This is a genomic window from Acinetobacter sp. ANC 4204 (assembly GCF_002135205.1).
Classification (GTDB): Bacteria; Pseudomonadota; Gammaproteobacteria; order Pseudomonadales; family Moraxellaceae; genus Acinetobacter.
The window spans coordinates 116,816-135,954 of record NZ_NEFZ01000010.1; the positions used below are offsets into that span (position 1 = coordinate 116,816).

At 41.4% G+C, this 19,139-nt stretch carries 17 protein-coding genes and 1 pseudogene; 4 read left to right on the forward strand and 14 right to left on the reverse strand.

What is annotated here, in order from left to right:
- Positions 1 to 51 precede the first annotated feature (51 nt).
- The 5 genes and pseudogenes from B9T36_RS16760 to glnT form a co-directional block, all read right to left on the reverse strand.
- A pseudogene (locus tag B9T36_RS16760) lies at positions 52 to 985 on the reverse strand (IS5 family transposase).
- Between the two features lie 81 nt (positions 986 to 1,066).
- Positions 1,067 to 2,401, reverse strand: a complete 1,335-nt coding sequence (locus B9T36_RS16765) for an FMN-binding glutamate synthase family protein (RefSeq protein WP_086210586.1) — start codon at positions 2,399 to 2,401, stop codon at positions 1,067 to 1,069.
- 27 nt (positions 2,402 to 2,428) lie between these two features.
- Positions 2,429 to 3,157 carry a protein glxC gene (locus B9T36_RS16770; protein WP_086210587.1) on the reverse strand — a complete coding sequence of 243 codons (729 nt, stop codon included), beginning with the start codon at positions 3,155 to 3,157 and terminating at the stop codon, positions 2,429 to 2,431.
- A 26-nt stretch (positions 3,158 to 3,183) separates the two neighbouring features.
- A complete protein-coding gene (locus tag B9T36_RS16775; RefSeq protein ID WP_086210588.1) occupies positions 3,184 to 4,107 on the reverse strand; it encodes a class II glutamine amidotransferase in 924 nt (307 codons plus the stop codon).
- Positions 4,108 to 4,169: 62 nt separating this feature from the next.
- Positions 4,170 to 5,561: a type III glutamate--ammonia ligase gene (gene glnT, locus B9T36_RS16780; protein ID WP_228147026.1), complete on the reverse strand. Its 1,392-nt coding sequence runs from the start codon at positions 5,559 to 5,561 to the stop codon at positions 4,170 to 4,172.
- 292 nt (positions 5,562 to 5,853) lie between these two features.
- Between glnT and B9T36_RS16785 the strand changes: the two genes are divergently transcribed.
- Both B9T36_RS16785 and B9T36_RS16790 read left to right on the forward strand, forming a co-directional pair.
- Entirely contained in the window at positions 5,854 to 6,453 is a 600-nt protein-coding gene (locus tag B9T36_RS16785; protein WP_086210589.1) for a helix-turn-helix domain-containing protein, read from the forward strand.
- Positions 6,454 to 6,717: 264 nt separating this feature from the next.
- Complete coding sequence (locus tag B9T36_RS16790; protein ID WP_416202568.1) at positions 6,718 to 8,031, forward strand: ammonium transporter; 1,314 nt, start codon at positions 6,718 to 6,720, stop codon at positions 8,029 to 8,031.
- A 99-nt stretch (positions 8,032 to 8,130) separates the two neighbouring features.
- Here the strand turns inward: B9T36_RS16790 and B9T36_RS16795 are convergent, their stop codons facing one another.
- From B9T36_RS16795 to B9T36_RS16835, 9 genes are all read right to left on the reverse strand, one after another.
- A complete protein-coding gene (locus tag B9T36_RS16795; protein ID WP_086210591.1) occupies positions 8,131 to 8,514 on the reverse strand; it encodes a carboxymuconolactone decarboxylase family protein in 384 nt (127 codons plus the stop codon).
- A 2-nt stretch (positions 8,515 to 8,516) separates the two neighbouring features.
- Entirely contained in the window at positions 8,517 to 9,965 is a 1,449-nt protein-coding gene (locus B9T36_RS16800) for an NAD-dependent succinate-semialdehyde dehydrogenase (protein ID WP_086210592.1), read from the reverse strand.
- Positions 9,966 to 10,116: 151 nt separating this feature from the next.
- Entirely contained in the window at positions 10,117 to 11,286 is a 1,170-nt protein-coding gene (locus B9T36_RS16805) for a porin (RefSeq protein WP_086210593.1), read from the reverse strand.
- A 37-nt stretch (positions 11,287 to 11,323) separates the two neighbouring features.
- Positions 11,324 to 12,727 (reverse strand): purine-cytosine permease family protein, encoded by a 1,404-nt coding sequence (locus B9T36_RS16810; protein ID WP_086210594.1) that lies wholly within the window; start codon positions 12,725 to 12,727, stop codon positions 11,324 to 11,326.
- 352 nt (positions 12,728 to 13,079) lie between these two features.
- Positions 13,080 to 14,549, reverse strand: a complete 1,470-nt coding sequence (gene tgnC, locus B9T36_RS16815; protein ID WP_086210595.1) for a (Z)-2-((N-methylformamido)methylene)-5-hydroxybutyrolactone dehydrogenase — start codon at positions 14,547 to 14,549, stop codon at positions 13,080 to 13,082.
- A 14-nt stretch (positions 14,550 to 14,563) separates the two neighbouring features.
- Complete coding sequence (gene tgnB, locus B9T36_RS16820) at positions 14,564 to 15,601, reverse strand: flavin-dependent trigonelline monooxygenase oxygenase component (RefSeq protein ID WP_086210596.1); 1,038 nt, start codon at positions 15,599 to 15,601, stop codon at positions 14,564 to 14,566.
- A 2-nt stretch (positions 15,602 to 15,603) separates the two neighbouring features.
- On the reverse strand, positions 15,604 to 16,536 hold the full coding sequence (tgnA, locus tag B9T36_RS16825) for a flavin-dependent trigonelline monooxygenase reductase component (RefSeq protein WP_086210597.1): 933 nt from the start codon (positions 16,534 to 16,536) through the stop codon (positions 15,604 to 15,606).
- Between the two features lie 28 nt (positions 16,537 to 16,564).
- Entirely contained in the window at positions 16,565 to 17,356 is a 792-nt protein-coding gene (locus tag B9T36_RS16830) for an alpha/beta fold hydrolase (protein WP_086210598.1), read from the reverse strand.
- On the reverse strand, positions 17,325 to 17,927 hold the full coding sequence (locus B9T36_RS16835) for an amino acid synthesis family protein (protein ID WP_086210599.1): 603 nt from the start codon (positions 17,925 to 17,927) through the stop codon (positions 17,325 to 17,327). The genes B9T36_RS16830 and B9T36_RS16835 overlap by 32 nt, the downstream gene beginning before the upstream one ends.
- Before the next feature lie 152 nt (positions 17,928 to 18,079).
- Between B9T36_RS16835 and B9T36_RS16840 the strand changes: the two genes are divergently transcribed.
- The gene (locus B9T36_RS16840; protein ID WP_086210600.1) at positions 18,080 to 18,745 is read left to right on the forward strand and encodes a GntR family transcriptional regulator; all 666 of its coding nucleotides are present in this window, start codon (positions 18,080 to 18,082) and stop codon (positions 18,743 to 18,745) included.
- A 12-nt stretch (positions 18,746 to 18,757) separates the two neighbouring features.
- Positions 18,758 to 19,042 carry a DUF1330 domain-containing protein gene (locus tag B9T36_RS16845; protein ID WP_086210601.1) on the forward strand — a complete coding sequence of 95 codons (285 nt, stop codon included), beginning with the start codon at positions 18,758 to 18,760 and terminating at the stop codon, positions 19,040 to 19,042.
- Positions 19,043 to 19,139 lie beyond the last annotated feature (97 nt).

The window sequence follows — 19,139 nt, forward strand, 5'->3', positions numbered from 1 at the left end:
GCTTTATTGCATAAAGCCTTTAAAGATAGAGTTCTTTTAAGCAACTCAAATTTAAGTTACAACTTGGGTATGTGGTCGACCTAATTCCATAAATTTGTTAAGGACTGCTACACATGCATGAACCTCATTGACTTGGCTTCGAAGGTTTCTTGAACTGAGTTTATCACTTAATAATTTGATGCAGTACATCTTGGTTTCAACCAAACTTCGGCGATGATAGCCTCACCATTTTTTCCATAGTGTCCTGCCTAAACGTTTTAACTGTTCGAAGTAATTCATTTCGCTCTAGCGAACTGGTCTTTGTATCTTTCCAAAACTTGGCATTTTTCCTAGGAGGAATCACTGCATGTTTTTGCCGATCCGCAATGACCGGACGGCATTTCTTGGTGTCATAAGCTCCATCGGTATAAACAGAGTCAATCTGCTCATCTTGTGGAATCTGATCAAGTAAATCACCAAGTAGCTGTTAATCACTGACATTATTGATTGTGAGCTGAATAGCATGTGTTTGCATGGTTTTAGCATCTATACCAATATGTAATTTACGCCATTGGTGACGATATTCAGGCTGATGTTTCTTACGTTTCCATTCACCTTCACCTAAAAACTTCAAGCCCGTGGAATCGACGAGTATATGCAGTCTATTGCAACTCTTCTCATAGCTAATTTGAATATCAATATGCTTTTGTCTGCTACACAGCGTACTGTAATCTGGTGCTGCCCAATTTAATCCGCAAAGGTTAATCAGACTTTGAACAAAACCTGTGACCATGCGTACAGAGAGTCTGAATAAAGATTTAATCATTAAACAGCATTGAATAGCGGTGTCAGAGTAAGTTTGATTCCGACCATGATTGCCTTATGATTGTGCATACCACTGGGTCTTTGGATCGAACCAAATGGCAATATTCCCACGATTAATGAGAGGTCGGTTATATGCGGGCCAATTGGTTGTGCGGTAGATTTTGTGTGTAGGCTTCTTCATTTGAAAATCATATTGCTGAAGAAGCCCTTAAGAACAGTTTTGTGCAACTAAAGCCATTCAGAACCAAAATCATTTCTAAGCTTAATACTGTAATTGCCCTGGAACCCAGTTTGTTCCTGCAAGTGGTACACGGGCCATTGCTGCAGCTTCAACAGTTAACGCAACCAAATCTTCAGGGTCAAGGTTGTGTAAGTGCGATTTACCACAAGCGCGCGCCATGGTTTGGGCTTCTAATACCAAGACCCGTAAATAATTGGCTAAGTGGCGCCCTCCTTCAATTGGGTCTAAGCGTTGAGCCAACTCTGGGTCTTGGGTAGTAATCCCTGCAGGATCACGTCCATTCTGCCAATCATCATAATAACCCGACGCAGAGCCAATTTTATTTAACTCTTCATTTAAACGAGGATGGTTATCACCTAATGCAATCAGTGCAGCAGTGCCAATCGCCACTGCATCTGCACCCAATGCCATCGCTTTTGCAACATCAGCACCTGTACGAATTCCGCCTGAAACGATGAGCTGAACCTTACGATGCATTCCCATTTCTTGCAGCGCCTGAACAGCTTGAGGAATCGCAGACAAAATTGGAATACCGACATGCTCAATAAATACTTCTTGAGTTGCAGCAGTACCGCCTTGCATACCATCTAATACAATGACATCCGCCCCTGCTTTAACTGCAAGTTTGACATCATAGTACGGACGGCTCGCCCCGATTTTGACATAAATCGGTTTTTCCCAATCAGTAATTTCACGGATTTCAGCAATTTTAATGGCTAAGTCATCTGGGCCTGTCCAATCAGGATGACGACATGCACTACGTTGATCGACACCTACTGGAAGTGTACGCATACCCGCAACACGCTCAGTGACCTTCATGCCGAGTAGCATGCCGCCACCGCCTGGTTTTGCACCTTGTCCGAGTACAATTTCAATGGCATCTGCTTTGCGTAAATCGTCTGGGTTCATACCATAACGTGAAGGAAGATATTGGTACACTAATGTTTCAGAATGACCACGCTCTTCAGGTGTCATTCCGCCATCACCTGTCGTTGTCGATGTCCCCACCATAGAGGCGCCACGACCGAGTGATTCTTTGGCATTGGCAGACAAAGCACCGAAGCTCATCCCTGCAATGGTCACTGGAATTTTTAAATGAATTGGTTTTTTCGCAAAACGTGTACCCAACACCACATCGGTGCCACATTTTTCACGGTAACCTTCTAATGGGTAACGCGACATACTCGCGCCCAAAAGCAGTAAATCATCAAAGTGTGGTAAATGGCGTTTAGTACCGCCACCACGAATATCGTAGATCCCTGTTGCAGCTGCACGTTGAATTTCTTGAATCGTCAAACGATCAAACGTAGCGGATTCACGTAATACTGGCTCAAATGTAGTAGTCGCTTGTGTCATGATGATTTCTCCAAATACGTTGAATTCTTAGTAAGCAGATGCATTGTCTACTTTGAAGTTATAAAGTTGGCGTGCGGAACCGTAGCGTTTAAATGTGCTTGGATCTTGGTCAAAACCCGCTTTTGCTAATAACTCAGTCAATTCAGCAATGTGCTCAGGGCGCATTTCTTTTTCAATACAATCTGAACCCAGTGATTTCACTGTGCCTTTAACATAAATACGGGTTTCATAGAGTGAGTCGCCAAGTGCATCACCTGCATCTCCACACACCACCAAGCGACCTGCTTGACCCATGAAGCAGCTCATATGACCAATACTACCGCCCACCACAATATCCACGCCTTTCATGGAAATGCCACAGCGGGCACCTGCATCTCCTTCAATCACCAGCAAACCACCATGTGCCGTTGCGCCTGCCGCTTGCGATGCATTGCCTTTAATATAAACAGAACCTGACATCATATTTTCAGCTACGCCTACACCGACATTACCATTCACCACGATGTCTGCTTCTTGATTCATGCCTGCACAGTAATAACCTGCATGTCCATCAATGGTGACTTGAACGGGCGCTTTAATCCCTACGGCAATGTTATGTTGACCCGCTGGATTTTTAACTTTCCAAGATGTGACTTCTTCAACAATTTCTGCAGTATGTAACGCCTGATTCAGCTCACGAATCGTATCCACGCTTAGATCATAAGTATCTTTAAAAGTGGTTGAAGTCATTTTTTCTGCTAGTACTGTGCTATTCATATTTTTACTCCAATTTTTCTGTTAACTTATGCTGCTGCACTGCTATTGGTTGAAGAACGTTCCCAAACATATAAAGTCGCTGGCTCTGGCTCCCACACTTTGGCTTTATCAATATTCGGTAATGAGGCTAAGGCTTGATATTCAGAAGCCATGGCAACGTAATCATCCGTTTCAGCCAAAACCGCGGGTTTACAAGCAATCGGATCACGAATCACGGCAAAACCATCGCGTGTCCCAATGGCAAAAGTAAAGAAGCCATCTAAGTCATCCAGTGCATGATTTAACGCTTGCTCAAGATTGTCCCCTTGCTGTAAGCGCCAAGTGAGATAACCTGCCGCAACTTCGGTATCGTTATCTGTTTCGAAGCTAATGCCTTCACGTTTGAGTTCTTGGCGTAAACGGGCATGATTCGATAATGAACCGTTATGTACTAAACATAAGTCGGCACCCGTAGAAAAAGGATGGCTGCCTTCCATCGTTACAGCACTTTCAGTCGCCATACGGGTATGCCCAATGATGTGGCTACCTTTCATCTTAGCTAAGCCAAAACGTTCAGAAATTTCGACTGGAAGACCCATGCCTTTTAAGATTTCAATGCTTTGCCCCACGCTCATAATTTTAAGTTCAGATGCAAGTTCAGTAATGGCAGCACGAACAGTGGCTTCATCTGCTTCAACTTTTAACACCGCCGCAGTTGCATTTTGAAACCAGTCAAACCCTGTGCCCAGTTTTGCTTGTAATTTTTCTGAAAAACCTTGCCAGTTAAAGCTTTCATCTGCGCTTTGTAAGGTCAATTTGACCCAGCCATCTTGTACTTCATCACCATAAATGGCGAAGCCCGCACTATCTGGACCACGTCCAGTCATGGCTTCTAGCATTGGTTCAAATAACTTGCCTAATTGTGATTCAAGCGCTGGGTTTTTAAGATATAAGCCAACAATTCCACACATATTCTTTCTCCGATTATTTTGTATTCATTGCTTTGTATTAGCGGTGACATTAGGTCTTTTGCTTAAAAGAACTCGGTATAACGCTGTATTTCCCAGTCCGAAACGTGACGACAGTATTCGACCCATTCCATACTTTTTTGTTCAATAAACTCACCCACAATCTCTGCACCCATTTTGTCTTTAAATAATGGATCAGCTTTTAAAGCATCGACCGCTTCTTTTAAGGACTGTGGTAAGGTTTCAATGCCACGTTCTGCAATTTCATCAAAACCTAAGGTGTATAAATTTTCATTGCATGCGGTTGGCGGGCTAAGTTCACGCTCAATACCATCTAAACCAGCGGCAATGATGGCTGCAGAAACTAAATAGGGATTACAGCCTGCATCTGGTAGTCGAAGCTCAATACGTCCATAGGGAATACGGACCATTGCCGAACGGTTATTTGCTCCGTAAGTGATAAAAGCAGGTGCCCATGTTGCGCCCGACAGTGAACGACCAACCACTAAGCGTTTGTAAGAGTTGACGGTTGGGGCACAAAATGCGCAAAGTGCTGGTGCATGAGCCAACAAACCAGCAATAAATTGGTAAGCCATTTTTGACAGCCCCATACCGCTTGGGTCGCTCGGATCATGAAATAAGTTATTTGATTCATCACTACCAATAGACAAATGGAAGTGCATTCCATTTCCTGCTCGTTTAGGATCTGGTTTAGGCATAAATGAACAAATCATGCCTAAATCATTGGCAATTTCTCCTGCTGCCATGCGGAAGAAAGTAAACATATCTGCCGAATTCATAGCATCACTATAAGTATAATTAATCTCAAATTGCCCATTGGCATCTTCATGATCAATTTGATAAATATCAAAACCTACGGGGATTAATGCTTCAGTTAAGCGCTCAAGGAACTGACGAGAACGGGAAAGACCTTTATAGTCATAACAAGGTTTATCTAAAGTATCTGAGTCATCCACAGCTTTTAATTTGCCATCTTCTCCACGACGGAAAAGACTAAATTCTGGTTCTAAACCTGTATTTAATGTCCAACCTTTCTCAGCCAAACGTTGTACTTGTTTACGCAGTACATAACGAGTGTCATAAGGGTGAGGTTTACCATTTACATGTCCTTCGCAAACCACGCGGCCATAACCAGGTTGCCAAGGGACAGGAATTAAAGTAGATAAATCCCCTTTTACCATAAAGTCAGGGCCATGCGGTTGCATTCCCATACCAGAAATTGCAAATCCAGCAAAGCCTACACCATCTTTCTCAATGGCTTTTAAACCAGAAATTGGAACTGATTTTGTTTTTGCTGCACCATGAATATCCACAAATTGTGCAAGCACATATTTCAAATGATGTTGATCAATGACTTTTTGTACTTCTGAACGATACATGGGTTTGTTGATCACTTCGTGGTGATCAAACATCTCCTTTACAGCCTGCTGCAACATGATTGACATACTCCTAATATGACAAAAACAGTGTTTGGCTTGAAAAATGCATTGAGATATTTATATTAATGCAAGTTTCATATCAAGAAATTTTATTTCCCAAAGAGAAAAGCAAATCTCTTGCCAAGTTTCATTTTTTGCAGAAGAATTTGATAAAAAACAGCCAAGCCTTTAATTTCCTTATAGGAATATTTATTTCACAAGAGGATTATTAAAATATAGAACAATAGTTTTTTATTTTTAGTAGAATTTAAAAGGCATAATTTTCAAAACAGTGCAGAGTTGAACCATAATGAGTCAAACCAAGAACAGCCTAAAGTTGGAACAATATATAGGTATTCAAATTAAGAAACATCGACAAGAACAGAGCCTCAAACTGTCTGAAGTAGCCCAAATTTCAGGTATTAGCCAAGGCATGTTAAGTAAAATTGAAAATGCTCAGGTTTCGACTAGCCTTGAAACTCTTAGTCGCCTATGTGAAGTCCTCGGTATTCCAATGTCAACGTTGTTTAGTCAATATGACCAACAAGAAAGTAATGCCATGTTGGTTAAATCAGGTGAAGGTATGGAAGTTGTACGTCGTGGAACTGAAAAAGGACACACGTATCATCTCATTACGCATTCACGTGGCCCACGTAAAAATTTTGAGGCTTATTTGGTGAGTATGGATGATGCTAGTGAGGAGTTCCCGACCTTTGCTCATCCTGGTACAGAAATGTTGTATCTGGTTGAAGGTGAATTAATGTATCGCCATGGTCATGAAATTTTCCACATGCAGCCAGGTGACTGTTTAACACTTGAAGGTGAAATCCCACATGGACCAGAAAAACTGATTAAAGTGCCAATTCGTTTACTCTCAATTATGAACTATGGATCAAATGGAGAAGTATAAGTTTCTGTATGGTACCTGTTTTAAGAAATGGTGCATGTGAAAATATTAAAGCTAAATCACATACACCTTTCAATCATTTCAATGTTTCATAGTTTTATCAATCACACTACATTGTCACGTCATAAGAATGCTTAATAAATAATCATGGTACAAGAATTGCTTTAACTGAAAGGAAATTATTATTCTCTTTAGGAATGCTGATCTTATGTATTTCTATTTAAGAGCCAATCAAATAAGCAAATCCTCCATTGGGAGTACTTCATCATGATTCATGTGTTAAAAAAAATCTTTCTGGCCTTGCTATTCCTTATTCCTACCTGTGTTTTTGCCGAAGAACCTCACTTAGATGCTGCATCTACAGTATGGATGATGATCTCTGCAATTTTAGTACTGATGATGTTCATTCCAGGTCTTGCCTTATTTTATGGTGGAATGCTACGGTCAAAAAATGTTTTGTCCTTGTTCTCTCAATTCTTTGCCGTTGCAGGTATTTCAGCCATTTTATGGGTGGCATTTGTTTATAGTATGACCTCCGACACCAGTAACATGACCGAAGGGAATTTAAACCTTAATAGTTTTGTAGGTTCCTTAAATAAAGCATTTCTACTCGGCATAAATGACCAGACCTTGGTGGGCGGTGTGCCTGAGTATGTGTTGATTACTTTTGGTCTAACTTTTGCCATTATTACACCTTGTATTGCCATTGGTGCTTTTGCAGAACGTATGAAGTTTAGTGCTGTTATAATCTTTGCTGCACTTTGGCTGACTTTAGTTTATGGCCCTTTAGCACATATGGTCTGGGGTGGCCCTGGGGCAATTATGCACAACTGGGGGGTGTTAGATTTTGCTGGCGGGACAGCGGTTCATATTAACTCTGGTATTGCGGCCTTGGTCGGTGTATTGGTTTTGGGGAAACGTCACGGCTGGCCTACGACAGCGATGCCGCCACACAATTTAGTATATACCATGATTGGTGCTGCACTATTATGGGCAGGTTGGTTTGGTTTTAATGTCGGTTCTGCGCTCTCTGCCAACACCACAGCGGGCGTCGCACTGTTAACCACAATGCTTGCGACTTGTGCAGGTATTACTGGTTGGATGTGTATTGAAAAAATGATGGCAAAACATGTGACATCTCTTGGACTGGCTTCAGGAGCTGTTGCTGGCTTGGTTGGCATTACGCCTGCTGCTGCCTATGTTGGACCATTAGGTGCGCTTGCGATTGGCTTCCTTACAAGTATTTGTTGTTTTTATGCTGTGACTAAATTAAAGCGAAAATTTGGTTTTGATGATGCTGTTGATGTATTTGCCTTACACGGTGTAGGTGGCATGGTTGGGGCAATATTAACAGGCATTTTCTGTATTCCTGCTTTAGGGGGTACTGTAAGCGATGTTAATTTAGTCCAGCAATTCTTTGCTCAAGTTGCAGGCATTGTCTTAACTATTGTGTACTGTGGATGTTTTACATGGCTCATTATGAAAGGCATAGATATGACAATCGGGTTACGGGTCAGTGCAGAAGAAGAACAGCAAGGTCTTGATATTATTGAGCATAACGAACGTGCTTATAACAGTTAAAAAATAATAAAGTAGGTGCTTTATACTTTGATGTAATGGCACAACGAACCAAATAAAAAGAGAAACTGCTGTTTCTCTTTTTATTATTCATACATAGCACTAAGCGTCTGCTTCAAACTCTTTAATCGCTTCTTTAGCAATACGAAAACTATCCACTGCCGCAGGTACGCCACAGTAAATTGCGACTTGTAGCAATACCTCACGAATTTTTTCTTTGGGCACACCATTACGCAATGCACCTTTGACATGTAGTTTTAATTCATGTGGACGGTTCAAAGCAGAAATCATCGCCAAATTAATCATGCTTCTTTCAGCTTTCGAAAGTTCTTCTCTGCCCCAAACTGCGCCCCAGCAATATTCTGTCACAAGCTCTTGTAAGGGAAGATTGAAATCATCGGCATTGTTGAGCGAGTTATTGACGTATTCTTCACCCAAGACTTGCTTACGAATAGCTAAACCTTTTTCAAATTTTTCATTGCTCATACTTAAATGCCTCCAAATAAGGTGTATTTAATTTCAAGATAGTCTTCAATACCATATTTAGAACCCTCACGCCCCAAACCTGAATGTTTCACGCCACCAAAAGGCGCCACTTCATTTGAAATCAGACCCTTATTGATCCCAACCATACCGTACTCAAGCTGTTCACTCATACGCCATGCACGGCCTAAGTCTCGGGTATAACAATAAGCAGCAAGACCATATTCTGTGTCATTTGCCATCTGTACGGCTTGATCTTCAGTTTCAAACTTAAATACCGCTGCAAGTGGACCAAAAGTTTCTTGAGTTGCCACTAACATCTCACTATTTGCATCGGCAATCAGTGTCGGTTCAAAAAACAGAGGACCCGCTACGTGGCTTTGTCCACCAGTCACTAAACGCCCCTGTTTGGAAAGTGCATCTTGAATGTGTGATTGAACTTTTTCCACTGCACCTTGATTAATCAACGGGCCAATTTCATGTCCTGCTTCTAAACCATTACCGACTTTTAAGGCTTCAATTTTACTTTTGAAGACTTGAATGAATTTTTCATAAATTCCTGCTTGCACCAAAAAGCGATTTACACATACACAGGTTTGTCCTGCATTTCGGAACTTGGCGATTAAGGCACCTTCAACAGCGGCGTCGACATCAGCATCATCAAATACAATAAACGGTGCGTTGCCGCCCAATTCCAAGGAAACTTTTTTCAGGGTTTTTGCTGATTGTTGCAGAAGCATTTTCCCTACAGGTGTTGAGCCAGTGAACGTAAACTTGCGTACAGCATCACTAGAGAAAATAGCATCACCAATTTGCACTGCGTCGCCTGTAATCACACTCAAAATTTCTGCAGGAATTCCAGCTTGTACCGCTAAATCAGCTAAGGCTAGAGCTGTAAATGGTGTTTCAGGTGCAGGTTTGACAATACAAGGACAACCCGCAGCCAGTGCAGGTGCCACTTTTCTGGTAATCATCGCAGCAGGAAAATTCCAAGGGGTAATCGCTGCAACGACACCAATCGGTTGTTTGTTTACAACAATGCGCGCGTCTGGATAAGGGCTAGGGATAACATCCCCATAAATTCGTTTCGCTTCTTCAGCAAACCATTCAATAAAACTGGCAGCATAAACAATCTCACCTTTGGCTTCAAATAAAGGCTTGCCCTGTTCAATGGTCAATATTGCTGCCAATTCATCACTATGTTGAATAATCAGCTCATACCATTTTTTTAATAAAACTGAACGTTCTTTTGCAGTTTTAGTTTTCCACATTGGCCATGCTGCATAAGCTGCTTGAATCGCACGTTCTGCTTCAGCTTTGCCCATATTGGGAACATGACCGATCACTTGCTGATTAGCAGGGTTATAAATCGTGGTTTTTTGTTGATTATCTGCATCGCACCATTGCCCTGCAATCAATGCTTGCTGATGAAAAAGTGGTCCCATTGGAGTCATTGTATATCCTACCTTTTAAACTGTAACTTCAGTCAAAATATCTGTAGCGCGTATTCCGTTAACTGAATAATAAATTGGATACCATATTATTGAAATATGGTATACCAAATAAATGAGGAAATTTTTTTGAGCAGTCTGCCCATTTTACCAATTAGAAATAATAGAAGAAGGTTAAGTTCAACAGTCTATTCCATTTGTCATCAGCATCGCCTTGCGCTAAAGCAGCCTGAGTTCCACCAATAAATGGGTCATTCTTACTGAAGATATATTCAGCCACTAAAGATACCTTTTTATAGTCAAATGAAGCACCTAAAAAGTTTCGGGTTGAATCTTTATAGCTATCCTGATCTTTGACATAAGTGGTATATGCCGCATACGGTGTAATGCTTAAGCCTTTGTATACATCTTTAAAATTATAACGAACATCGGCTGTATAAAATGCACCCTTATTGGCAACGTCATATTCACCATCATAAGAACCCATCACTGACTCATGTGGACCAGTTGAATCTTGATTGCTTACTGAATTTTTACCACCGGTAAGTGTCAATGCTAGATTTTGATAAGCCAAACTTCCAAACAGTGCCCACGCTTTACGGGAGCCGTCTAAGTCTGTGGTCTTATTTTCAATGTCTGAATACCAGTAAGAACCGCCTAGGTTTAAACTCAGATCAGGTATGCTACTTAATTTAATATCTTGGCTAATTCGTCCAATCCACATATTTTTTTCATTCAGTGTTGAACGTGTTGGATCATCCGATTCTACAAAGTTACCTGTATAGCGTGCTGAATCACGACTATCACCATGATAGTTTCCACCATCAGTAGCAAAGTAAGCCAAATCTATTTTGGTTGAATTCAGTTCATGATGGTAGTTCACGCCCAAATTATGTGCATCTTCTAAGCCCATGGTGTTGTTAATACCACCATATAATGAACTTTCCCAAAAACGTGCCACACCAAAAGGAATCGGTTGTAAACCTACGGTCACATTTTGTTGCTCATTAAAACGATAACCAGCATAAGCATCAACCAAAGTCGAGAAATCGCATAAGGTACTGTACTGATAGCAACGGTATTCACCATGTGCAAACCATTTGGGTGCTGAATAATCTAAAGCCAGCTTTGCAGCATTAAATTGCAGTTTATGGTCATTATCGGAACCATAATTTTTATCTTGGTAATTGGCACGTACATAACCTGAAATGGTCAGTGCGCCAGTGTCGGTTTGTGCATCACCCAAAGTAATTGCTGCAAAACAAGGCAGTGCGAGACTCGTACTGATTAAACCTAAGCTAAAGCGATAATATGAATGTTTCATTTTTTATTCCTTACAAACCTAATGTCTTTACGTTGACTTAACATTTTTTGGTTGAGACGTCGTAATGACGTGCAGAGACCTTGGACTGATTAAACAGGTAATAGATCACTGCGGTAACCAACATGCCGACAATCCACGAAATATCGACATCTGGAATAATGTTGGCAAACGTACCAGTAAAGAACGAGTTGGTCAGGAATGGAATTTGAACCACAATTCCAATGAAATAGGCAGCGAGGGTTTTGACATTGTATTTACCGTATTTACCACCGTTTTCATCAAAAATAGAATCAATGTCATAACGCTTTTTGTTGATGTAATAGAAATCCATCAGGTTAATAACAACCCACGGAATAAGAATAAATAACAACGCAAAGATGAAGTTTAGGAAGTAGCTGATAAAGCTGCTTGATGCCCAGAGTGCAGTTCCTGTCGAAAGAATGAGCACGAAGATCGACAAAAGAATGCGCGTATTTTTACTCGGAATCCACTTTCCTGCAAACGTTTGAATCGCGGTAATAAAGGAAAGTGATGCACCATATAAATTCATGGCATTATGCCCGATGATATTGCATAAGAACAAAATCATGAGGACATAGCCAAAACCACCTGTGACAGTTTTAACCGCAAGCATGGCATCATTGGTGGTCATAATACTGACTGCAAGCATACCAAAGCTAAATGCAATGATCGTACCTAGAGCTGCACCTAAGTAGGTATTAATAAACGGTTTGAAAATACCAATTTCTTTAGGTAGGTAACGTGAATAATCCGAAGTGTAAGGAGAAAAACTAATTTGCCAGATTGCGCATACGCAGAACATAGCAAACCAACCTTTTAAGTTAAAAGACCCTTTGGCAAGAACCTCAGCCGTTACATGCGGAATCATCAGTGCAAAACCAATTAAAAGCGCCCCACCCATAAACCATGTGCCAATTTTGTTGAACTTATGGATAAAGTGATAACCAATAATCCCGATTAAGGTCGCAACAATGGCACCAATTACGGTTGCTGTCGGTACGGGGATTGCAGGAATAACGGTATGTAAGGTTTTACCCGACAGAATAATGTTGGAGGTAAAAAAGCCCAGATAAATGAAAGTCGTAAAAATAACCACCAATAATGCGCCATAGCGACCAAATTGTGCACGACTCTGGATCATTTGAGGAATGCCGACCTGTGGCCCTTGCGCCGAGGTTAAGGCTAAAATAGCGGCGCCAAAGAAATGACCAAACAGAATTGCTGTAAAGGCACTGATGATGTTCAATTTAAATGTCTGTACAGCCATAGCACCCGTAATCACCGCCAAGGGTGCAATATTGGTACAGAACCATAAAGTAAATAAATCTTTTACGTTGCCGTTTCTTTGCGACGGATCAACATAATCGATACTGTTGCTTTCTATTTCAAAAGCTTTTCCTGTTGTTGCATTTTGACTCATATCCTTAATCTCACTTTTATAGAGAATTGGCCTAGATGACGATTCCAAGAATTCTTTCAAGGAATTTTTTATTCCCAAAATGCAAAGCAATTTTTAAACCATTTATTAATTAATCTAAAAAATATTGCAATTGAGCCTCGTCTACTAGGGATATCCTTTTTGTTAAGTCAAACGGAATTGAATAAAATAAAATTTTGTAGATCATTGTTTTAAAAATTATATAAAGCAATGCTGTGCCAACTCGATATCTACATCGAAGTTGGCTCAATCGAAAATCCATTTTCTTCGAGCAATCCGTTTATTTAAATTATCTAAATAATTAAATAATCTTAAAATATGGCATAAACTAGCTTTACCTCATGACGAAGGGGTCATCAATCGGGTCATCTGAGGTTCTTAGCCATACCGTTTTAGTGGTGGTGTAATCTAATACCGCATCTAAGCCACCTTCGCGACCATGGCCCGATAAACCATAGCCGCCAAAGGGAGCTAAAGGAGAAACGGCTCGATAGGTGTTTAACCAAACAATACCTGCACAGATCGCTTTGGTCATGCGGTGGGCACGGGTTAAGTTGGTAGTAAATACACCTGAAGCCAAACCATAAGGGGTGCTATTGGCTTTTTGGATGGCTTCTTGTTCAGTGGTGAAGCTATCTACCGATAGCACTGGTCCAAACAATTCTGTGGTAATACAATCGGCCTGAGGTGCCGTACTACAGTCCAAAATGGTTGGCGCATAATAAAAGCCATCTCTGTCTAATGCCTGCCCACCCGTCAACAAAATTGCTCCTTGTTGAATAGAAGCCTGTACCACCTGCTCAATTTTTTCACGTTGGCGCAAAGTACAAAGTGGACCATACTCAGTGGCCATGTCATTTGGTAAACCAACACGAATATGCTGTACACGCTCAACCAATTTTTCCAGAAATTGATCTTTGATACTGGCTTCAATCAATAAACGCGAACCAGCCACACAGCTTTGACCTGTTGCTGCAAAAATTGCAGCCACTTGTGCGTTGACTGCACTTTGTAAGTCAGCATCTGCAAATACGATAAAGGGAGATTTACCGCCGAGTTCCAAAGAAACCTTGGCTAAATTTTCAGCACTATTTTTGATGATATGCTTAGCTGTTTCAGGCCCACCCGTAAAAGCGACATGCGCTACTTTAGGGTGGCTACTCAGCACTGCACCACATTCAGGACCGAAGCCTGTAATAATGTTCACGACACCTGCTGGAAAACCTGCGGCATGCACAAGTTTTGCAAACTCAAGTAAAGGCCCTGGCCCTTCTTCTGATGCTTTGAGCACGACAGTGCAACCTGCGGCCAAAGCTGGACCAAGTTTAACAGCAGACAAAAACAGTTGGCTGTTCCAAGGCACAATCGCAGCAATCACCCCAACAGGTTCACGCACGGTCCACACTTGCATGTCTGGTTTATCTACAGGAATAAAGCTGCCCTGTATTTTATCTGCAACACCTGCGTAGTAACGGTAATACTGCGCCACATAAGCAATTTGACTAGACGTTTCACGTATAATCTTGCCTGTATCCTGAGTTTCAATTTCAGCTAACTGCGGTGCAGCCTGTTCAATTAAATCGGCAAGTTTATAAAGCAACTGTCCTCGCTGAGATGCAGTTAAGCTAGCCCAAGCAGGATCAGTTAATGCTTGCTGTGCAGCATCGACAGCACGATTGACTTCATCGTTGCGTGCCTCGGGCATTTCTGCCCACACTTGACCAGTTGCAGGGTTAATACTGCTAAAACGTGCAGCACCCGCTTCAAACTGACCGTTAATATACAATTGAAATTCTGAGGTCATCGTCCTTGCCTCTCTTATGCAAATGCAGGCATTACTTCATTGATCATACGTTCTAACGAAGCTTTTTTGCGTTCAAAACTCATACCAGTGTCAATCCAGAATGAATATTCGTTATATCCCATCGCTTCATAAGCTTTCAGACGATCAATTACTTCTTGCGCTTGACCAATCACATTATTCTTACGCATTGCTTCAGGGGTATAAAATGGATGTGCTGCGATTTCTTCAGCACTTAATGGTGCAATTAAGCCTTGAGTAATTTCTCGCTCATTTTTAAACCATGCACCAAAATAGTTATAGAACGTATTAATTTCATCAGCAGCCAATTGAGCGTCTGCTTCACTGTCAGCTACATAGGTATGGCGGAGTAACATAATTTCAGGGCGAGGAATATCAGCAAACTTTTCACAAGCTGTGTTGAAGTGTCCCATTAGTTTTTCAACTTCGTCATCGCCAAAATGTAAAGGTGTCACTTGCACATTACAGCCGTTTTGCACCGCAAACTCGTGGCTGTTTGGATCACGCGCAGCCACCCAAATTGGCGGAAAAGGCTGTTGAAGGGGTTGCGGTGCTGATGTTGTTTTCGGGAACTGCCAAAACTCACCTTTATGTTCGTAATCGCCTTTCCATAAGTTCTTTACAGCGGGAATCATTTCACGTAGACGCTGACCTGCACTCCATGCATCCATTCCAGGAACCATCCGTTCATATTCAAATGAATAGGCTCCACGGGCAATCCCGATATCTAAACGACCATTGGTAATAATATCGGTCATCGCTGCTTCGCCAGCAAGCTTAATGGGATGCCAAAAAGGGGCAACAATTGTTCCTGTACCTAGACGTACATTTTGAGTTTTATTGGCCAAATCCGCTAAATTAATAAAGGGGTTAGGAGCAATAGTAAAGTTCATCGCATGGTGTTCACCCGTCCAAATCGCATGCATACCGCCACGGTCTGCAATTTGACAGAGTTCAACCATTTCATCATAAAGTTGCTTCTGTGTTTGTTGATCAGAAACTCGTTCCATATGCACAAATAATGAAAAACGCATGATTAAACTCCCTCTTTAACAATTTGACGAACCGTTCCGCTGGTTTGATTACCGTAATAAACACCATATGTTTTTAGGTGATTCTCTTTACGATAACGCATTAACATACTTTCTAAGGCACTATCGACAAATTCGAGTTGTTCTAATTGGTTTAAATCGACAAAGGTTCCCGCAATGGCATCATCTACTGGGGTATTACATAAGAATGAAATATATTGTTGTTGATTTTCAATATTTTCATAAACCGAATAAATGAAGCTAGCAGAAGCATCGGGCTGATATTGTTCAAAAATGCTTTCTAATGCTTGATCGGCACCATCTTTGCCGACCATGACATGTGGAATCGTCCATTTATGATCAGGCGTTTCTACCAAGAGAATTTTATTTTCATGGCCAATAATGGCACTGATCACGACTTTCGGACCAGTAATGACTTCAGCAGAAAGTTTTGCTGGAGTGAAATAGCCGCCACGGTAATAGCCTAATCCAGCAAAACCTGCCGATGCAAAATTTTCAACTTTACCAATTAAAATCGCATGATCACCCGCATCCACAATCTGATGCGTCGTGCAGTCAAACCATGCACTTACTTGATCAATTAATGGGTTCTTGCAAGGGCTGGTTATCCATGCGAGATTTGCAAAACGGTCATCACTTGGGCGTGCAAAGGTATTTGAAATATCTTTTTGCTCTTCTGCCAAAATATTAATTGCAAAATGTGCAGCATCCGCAAAATTATGATAATTGCTTGATGTCTTGGCAATACTGACAAGCAGTAAAGCTGGGTCCAAAGACACCGAAGCAAAAGAGTTGGCAGTAAAACCTAGAGGCGTTCCATCCTCTTTACAGGTAGTGACTACGGTAACGCCAGTCATGAAAGACCCAAAAGCGTCGCGTAGTTCGCGCATTTTATTAACTACATCCTGTTCACTCATGTCGATACTCCTGTGATCGATCAGCAACCTAAGCGGCTGTATTCAGCCAAGCTTGCATTGCCTGATTAACTTTTTCTGGTGCGGTTAAATTCACCATATGTCTTTCATTTTCAATAATAACGGCTGTTCCATTTGGCGCTTGATTCGCCATTTGTTCGGTCATTTCTGCTGTTGAGTTTGGGTCGTCTGTCCCAGTTAAAACCAGTGCTGGGCAGGCAATTTTTGACCAACCATCTGCATAGGTTTCATCTCCGCTGGCAAATGCTGAATATGCGGTGGTATACCCCAACAGATTTACACTTTCTAACCAAGATTTCACTTTTGCTGAAGCAATTTGTTCTAGTTCACTTTCACCAAACCAACGTTGTAACGGTGTTTCAACATCAATATGGCCATGCTTCAACTCTTCAGCACGTTGCATTACCGCTTGGCGAGCTTGAGGTGTTCTACGGTATACCCCATTTAACACCGCCATACGTTTGACCAAATCAGGACGCGTGACACTAACACCTGCGGTAATCAGTGAGCCCATGGAGTGTCCAGCCAAATTGACTGGACCTAAACCTAACGCACTAATAAATTCAATGGTCCAGTCGACAAAGTCTTGTAATGAGGCATCGACTGGTAATTGAGTACTTTGACCATGACCGGGCATATCCACTGAAATAACCCGATATTGGTTCGAAAAAAATTCGATTTGCGGGTACCATGCTTCCGCTTGCATACCGACTCCGTGAATGAGAACCAAAGGTTCTCCTTCACCTTGCTCAAAATAGTGAGCAATACGGTTATTTGACAGCTGCTGGGTTTTTGAGATCATGTCCTAACTCTTCTAAATCCTTGTAACGATCACCAATACGGTGGTGTGGACGTCCTGTTGTCGCAGCACCAATTACAATCACAATTTCATCTGGTCCAGGTGCATCAGGGATGGCGAATTGCAACGTTAAATAATGTGAGCGGCGACCTTCATCATTTTTATCCATCATTGGAACTAAAATGGCTGCATTGGCTGGACCACGAGTATTGTTAAAGGCCAAGTACGATTTGGCTTCTACTGCACTGCGATAAGTGTTGCCAAAATGTAAGGTGTGAATAAGCGCTGAAGCATGTTCAAGTTCACCATTTAGCCCTACAACGGCACTTTTACCAAACGCTTCAACGGCTGCACCAGAACCGACCTCATCAATAATTAATTTGGTTAAGTGTTCACTTAAAATGGGTGCGATACGACGGATTTCTGGGGTTAAGTTTTCAACATAGCCCTGTCCTGCCCATGGATTTTTAATGACTGCGGCGGCTGCAACCATTTTTAATGGTGTTGCGGCTTCTTTCGCGCCATCTACATAGGTGGTTTCTATATGAAGTACAGTTTTGCGTATCAGGTTCATTGTTCTTCCCTGTTGAGTCGGTTAGTATTGTTATACATCTTATGGTATACCATAATACATAATGAAAAAAATGCAATACTTTGTTATGCTCTTTTCCAAAGAAAGTTATGTAACAAAATTGCGACTCACATATTTAGGTAAGATCGACTCTTATGAATCTTAAAATTGAAAATCCACCAGTCACCTTGCGTGAACTTTGTTTAGAGAAAGTTCGCAATGCGATTATTACGGGCTACTTTCCATCGGGCAAACGTTTGGTAGAACGGACATTATGTGAAGAGCTAGGGGTCAGTCGTTCTGTGGTCCGTGAAGTGATACGTTACCTTGAAGCAGAAGGCCTTGTTGAAATTTTGCCAAACAAAGGCCCTATAGTTTCTTTACTGAATTGGGACATTGCTTCGCAAATTTATGAAATTCGATTGTTGCTCGAACAAAGTGCTGTAGCGGACTGTACTAAAAATCTTAATGATGCAACCCGTGAACGTTTAAAGGTTCTACTGGCCGAATTAGAACAAGATTTTGCAGCTGATGATATTAATCACATTATCGCAACATCTGCCAAACTCTATGAAACCATCTTTAACACGGCTAAACATTACATTGCGTGGGAAGTGGTACAACGTTTAAATGGTCGGATTAGCCGTTTACGTGCCATGACTATGAAATCAACCAAGCGAGAAGTTTCGGGTTATCAACGAATTAAAAATATCTGCGAAGCCATTTATATTCATCAAGACCCCGATCGGGCAAAACAAGCCGTCGCTGAGCATATTGCGGAAGCCGCTGCAGTTGCTAAAAATGTTTTAGATCAGGCTTAAAAGGAATTCGCCATGACTGCTTACTGGATTGCACATGTAACCATACATGACATGCAACAATACCAACACTATATGCAATTGGCCCCTGCTGCATTTCAGAAATATGGCGCTAAATTTTTGGCTCGTGGGGGTAACTCACATAGCTTAGAAGGTCATGAATTTAGCCGTCATGTTGTAATTGAGTTTGCAGACTTAGCAACGGCACAAGCATGCTATGACTCCGAAGAATATAAAGCTGCTCGCCTCGCTCGTGAAGGCTGTGCCGATGTAATGATTAGTTTGGTTGAATCAGTCTAACTGTCTGAATAATTTTATATTCTTAATCAATTGAACACTCGAAGACAGATTATGTTCTTTCATGGGCTAATATTGAATTTTCGTTTTAGCATATAGC

Bases quoted from the DNA above. Each gene is read 5' to 3' on its own strand.
- B9T36_RS16765 (WP_086210586.1), bottom strand. From the start codon at position 2,401: ATGACACAAGCGACTACTACATTTGAGCCAGTATTACGTGAATCCGCT.
- B9T36_RS16770 (WP_086210587.1), bottom strand. From the start codon at position 3,157: ATGAATAGCACAGTACTAGCAGAAAAAATGACTTCAACCACTTTTAAA.
- B9T36_RS16775 (WP_086210588.1), bottom strand. From the start codon at position 4,107: ATGTGTGGAATTGTTGGCTTATATCTTAAAAACCCAGCGCTTGAATCA.
- glnT (WP_228147026.1), bottom strand. From the start codon at position 5,561: ATGTTGCAGCAGGCTGTAAAGGAGATGTTTGATCACCACGAAGTGATC.
- B9T36_RS16785 (WP_086210589.1), top strand. From the start codon at position 5,854: ATGAGTCAAACCAAGAACAGCCTAAAGTTGGAACAATATATAGGTATT.
- B9T36_RS16790 (WP_416202568.1), top strand. From the start codon at position 6,718: ATGATTCATGTGTTAAAAAAAATCTTTCTGGCCTTGCTATTCCTTATT.
- B9T36_RS16795 (WP_086210591.1), bottom strand. From the start codon at position 8,514: ATGAGCAATGAAAAATTTGAAAAAGGTTTAGCTATTCGTAAGCAAGTC.
- B9T36_RS16800 (WP_086210592.1), bottom strand. From the start codon at position 9,965: ATGACTCCAATGGGACCACTTTTTCATCAGCAAGCATTGATTGCAGGG.
- B9T36_RS16805 (WP_086210593.1), bottom strand. From the start codon at position 11,286: ATGAAACATTCATATTATCGCTTTAGCTTAGGTTTAATCAGTACGAGT.
- B9T36_RS16810 (WP_086210594.1), bottom strand. From the start codon at position 12,727: ATGAGTCAAAATGCAACAACAGGAAAAGCTTTTGAAATAGAAAGCAAC.
- tgnC (WP_086210595.1), bottom strand. From the start codon at position 14,549: ATGACCTCAGAATTTCAATTGTATATTAACGGTCAGTTTGAAGCGGGT.
- tgnB (WP_086210596.1), bottom strand. From the start codon at position 15,601: ATGCGTTTTTCATTATTTGTGCATATGGAACGAGTTTCTGATCAACAA.
- tgnA (WP_086210597.1), bottom strand. From the start codon at position 16,536: ATGAGTGAACAGGATGTAGTTAATAAAATGCGCGAACTACGCGACGCT.
- B9T36_RS16830 (WP_086210598.1), bottom strand. From the start codon at position 17,356: ATGATCTCAAAAACCCAGCAGCTGTCAAATAACCGTATTGCTCACTAT.
- B9T36_RS16835 (WP_086210599.1), bottom strand. From the start codon at position 17,927: ATGAACCTGATACGCAAAACTGTACTTCATATAGAAACCACCTATGTA.
- B9T36_RS16840 (WP_086210600.1), top strand. From the start codon at position 18,080: ATGAATCTTAAAATTGAAAATCCACCAGTCACCTTGCGTGAACTTTGT.
- B9T36_RS16845 (WP_086210601.1), top strand. From the start codon at position 18,758: ATGACTGCTTACTGGATTGCACATGTAACCATACATGACATGCAACAA.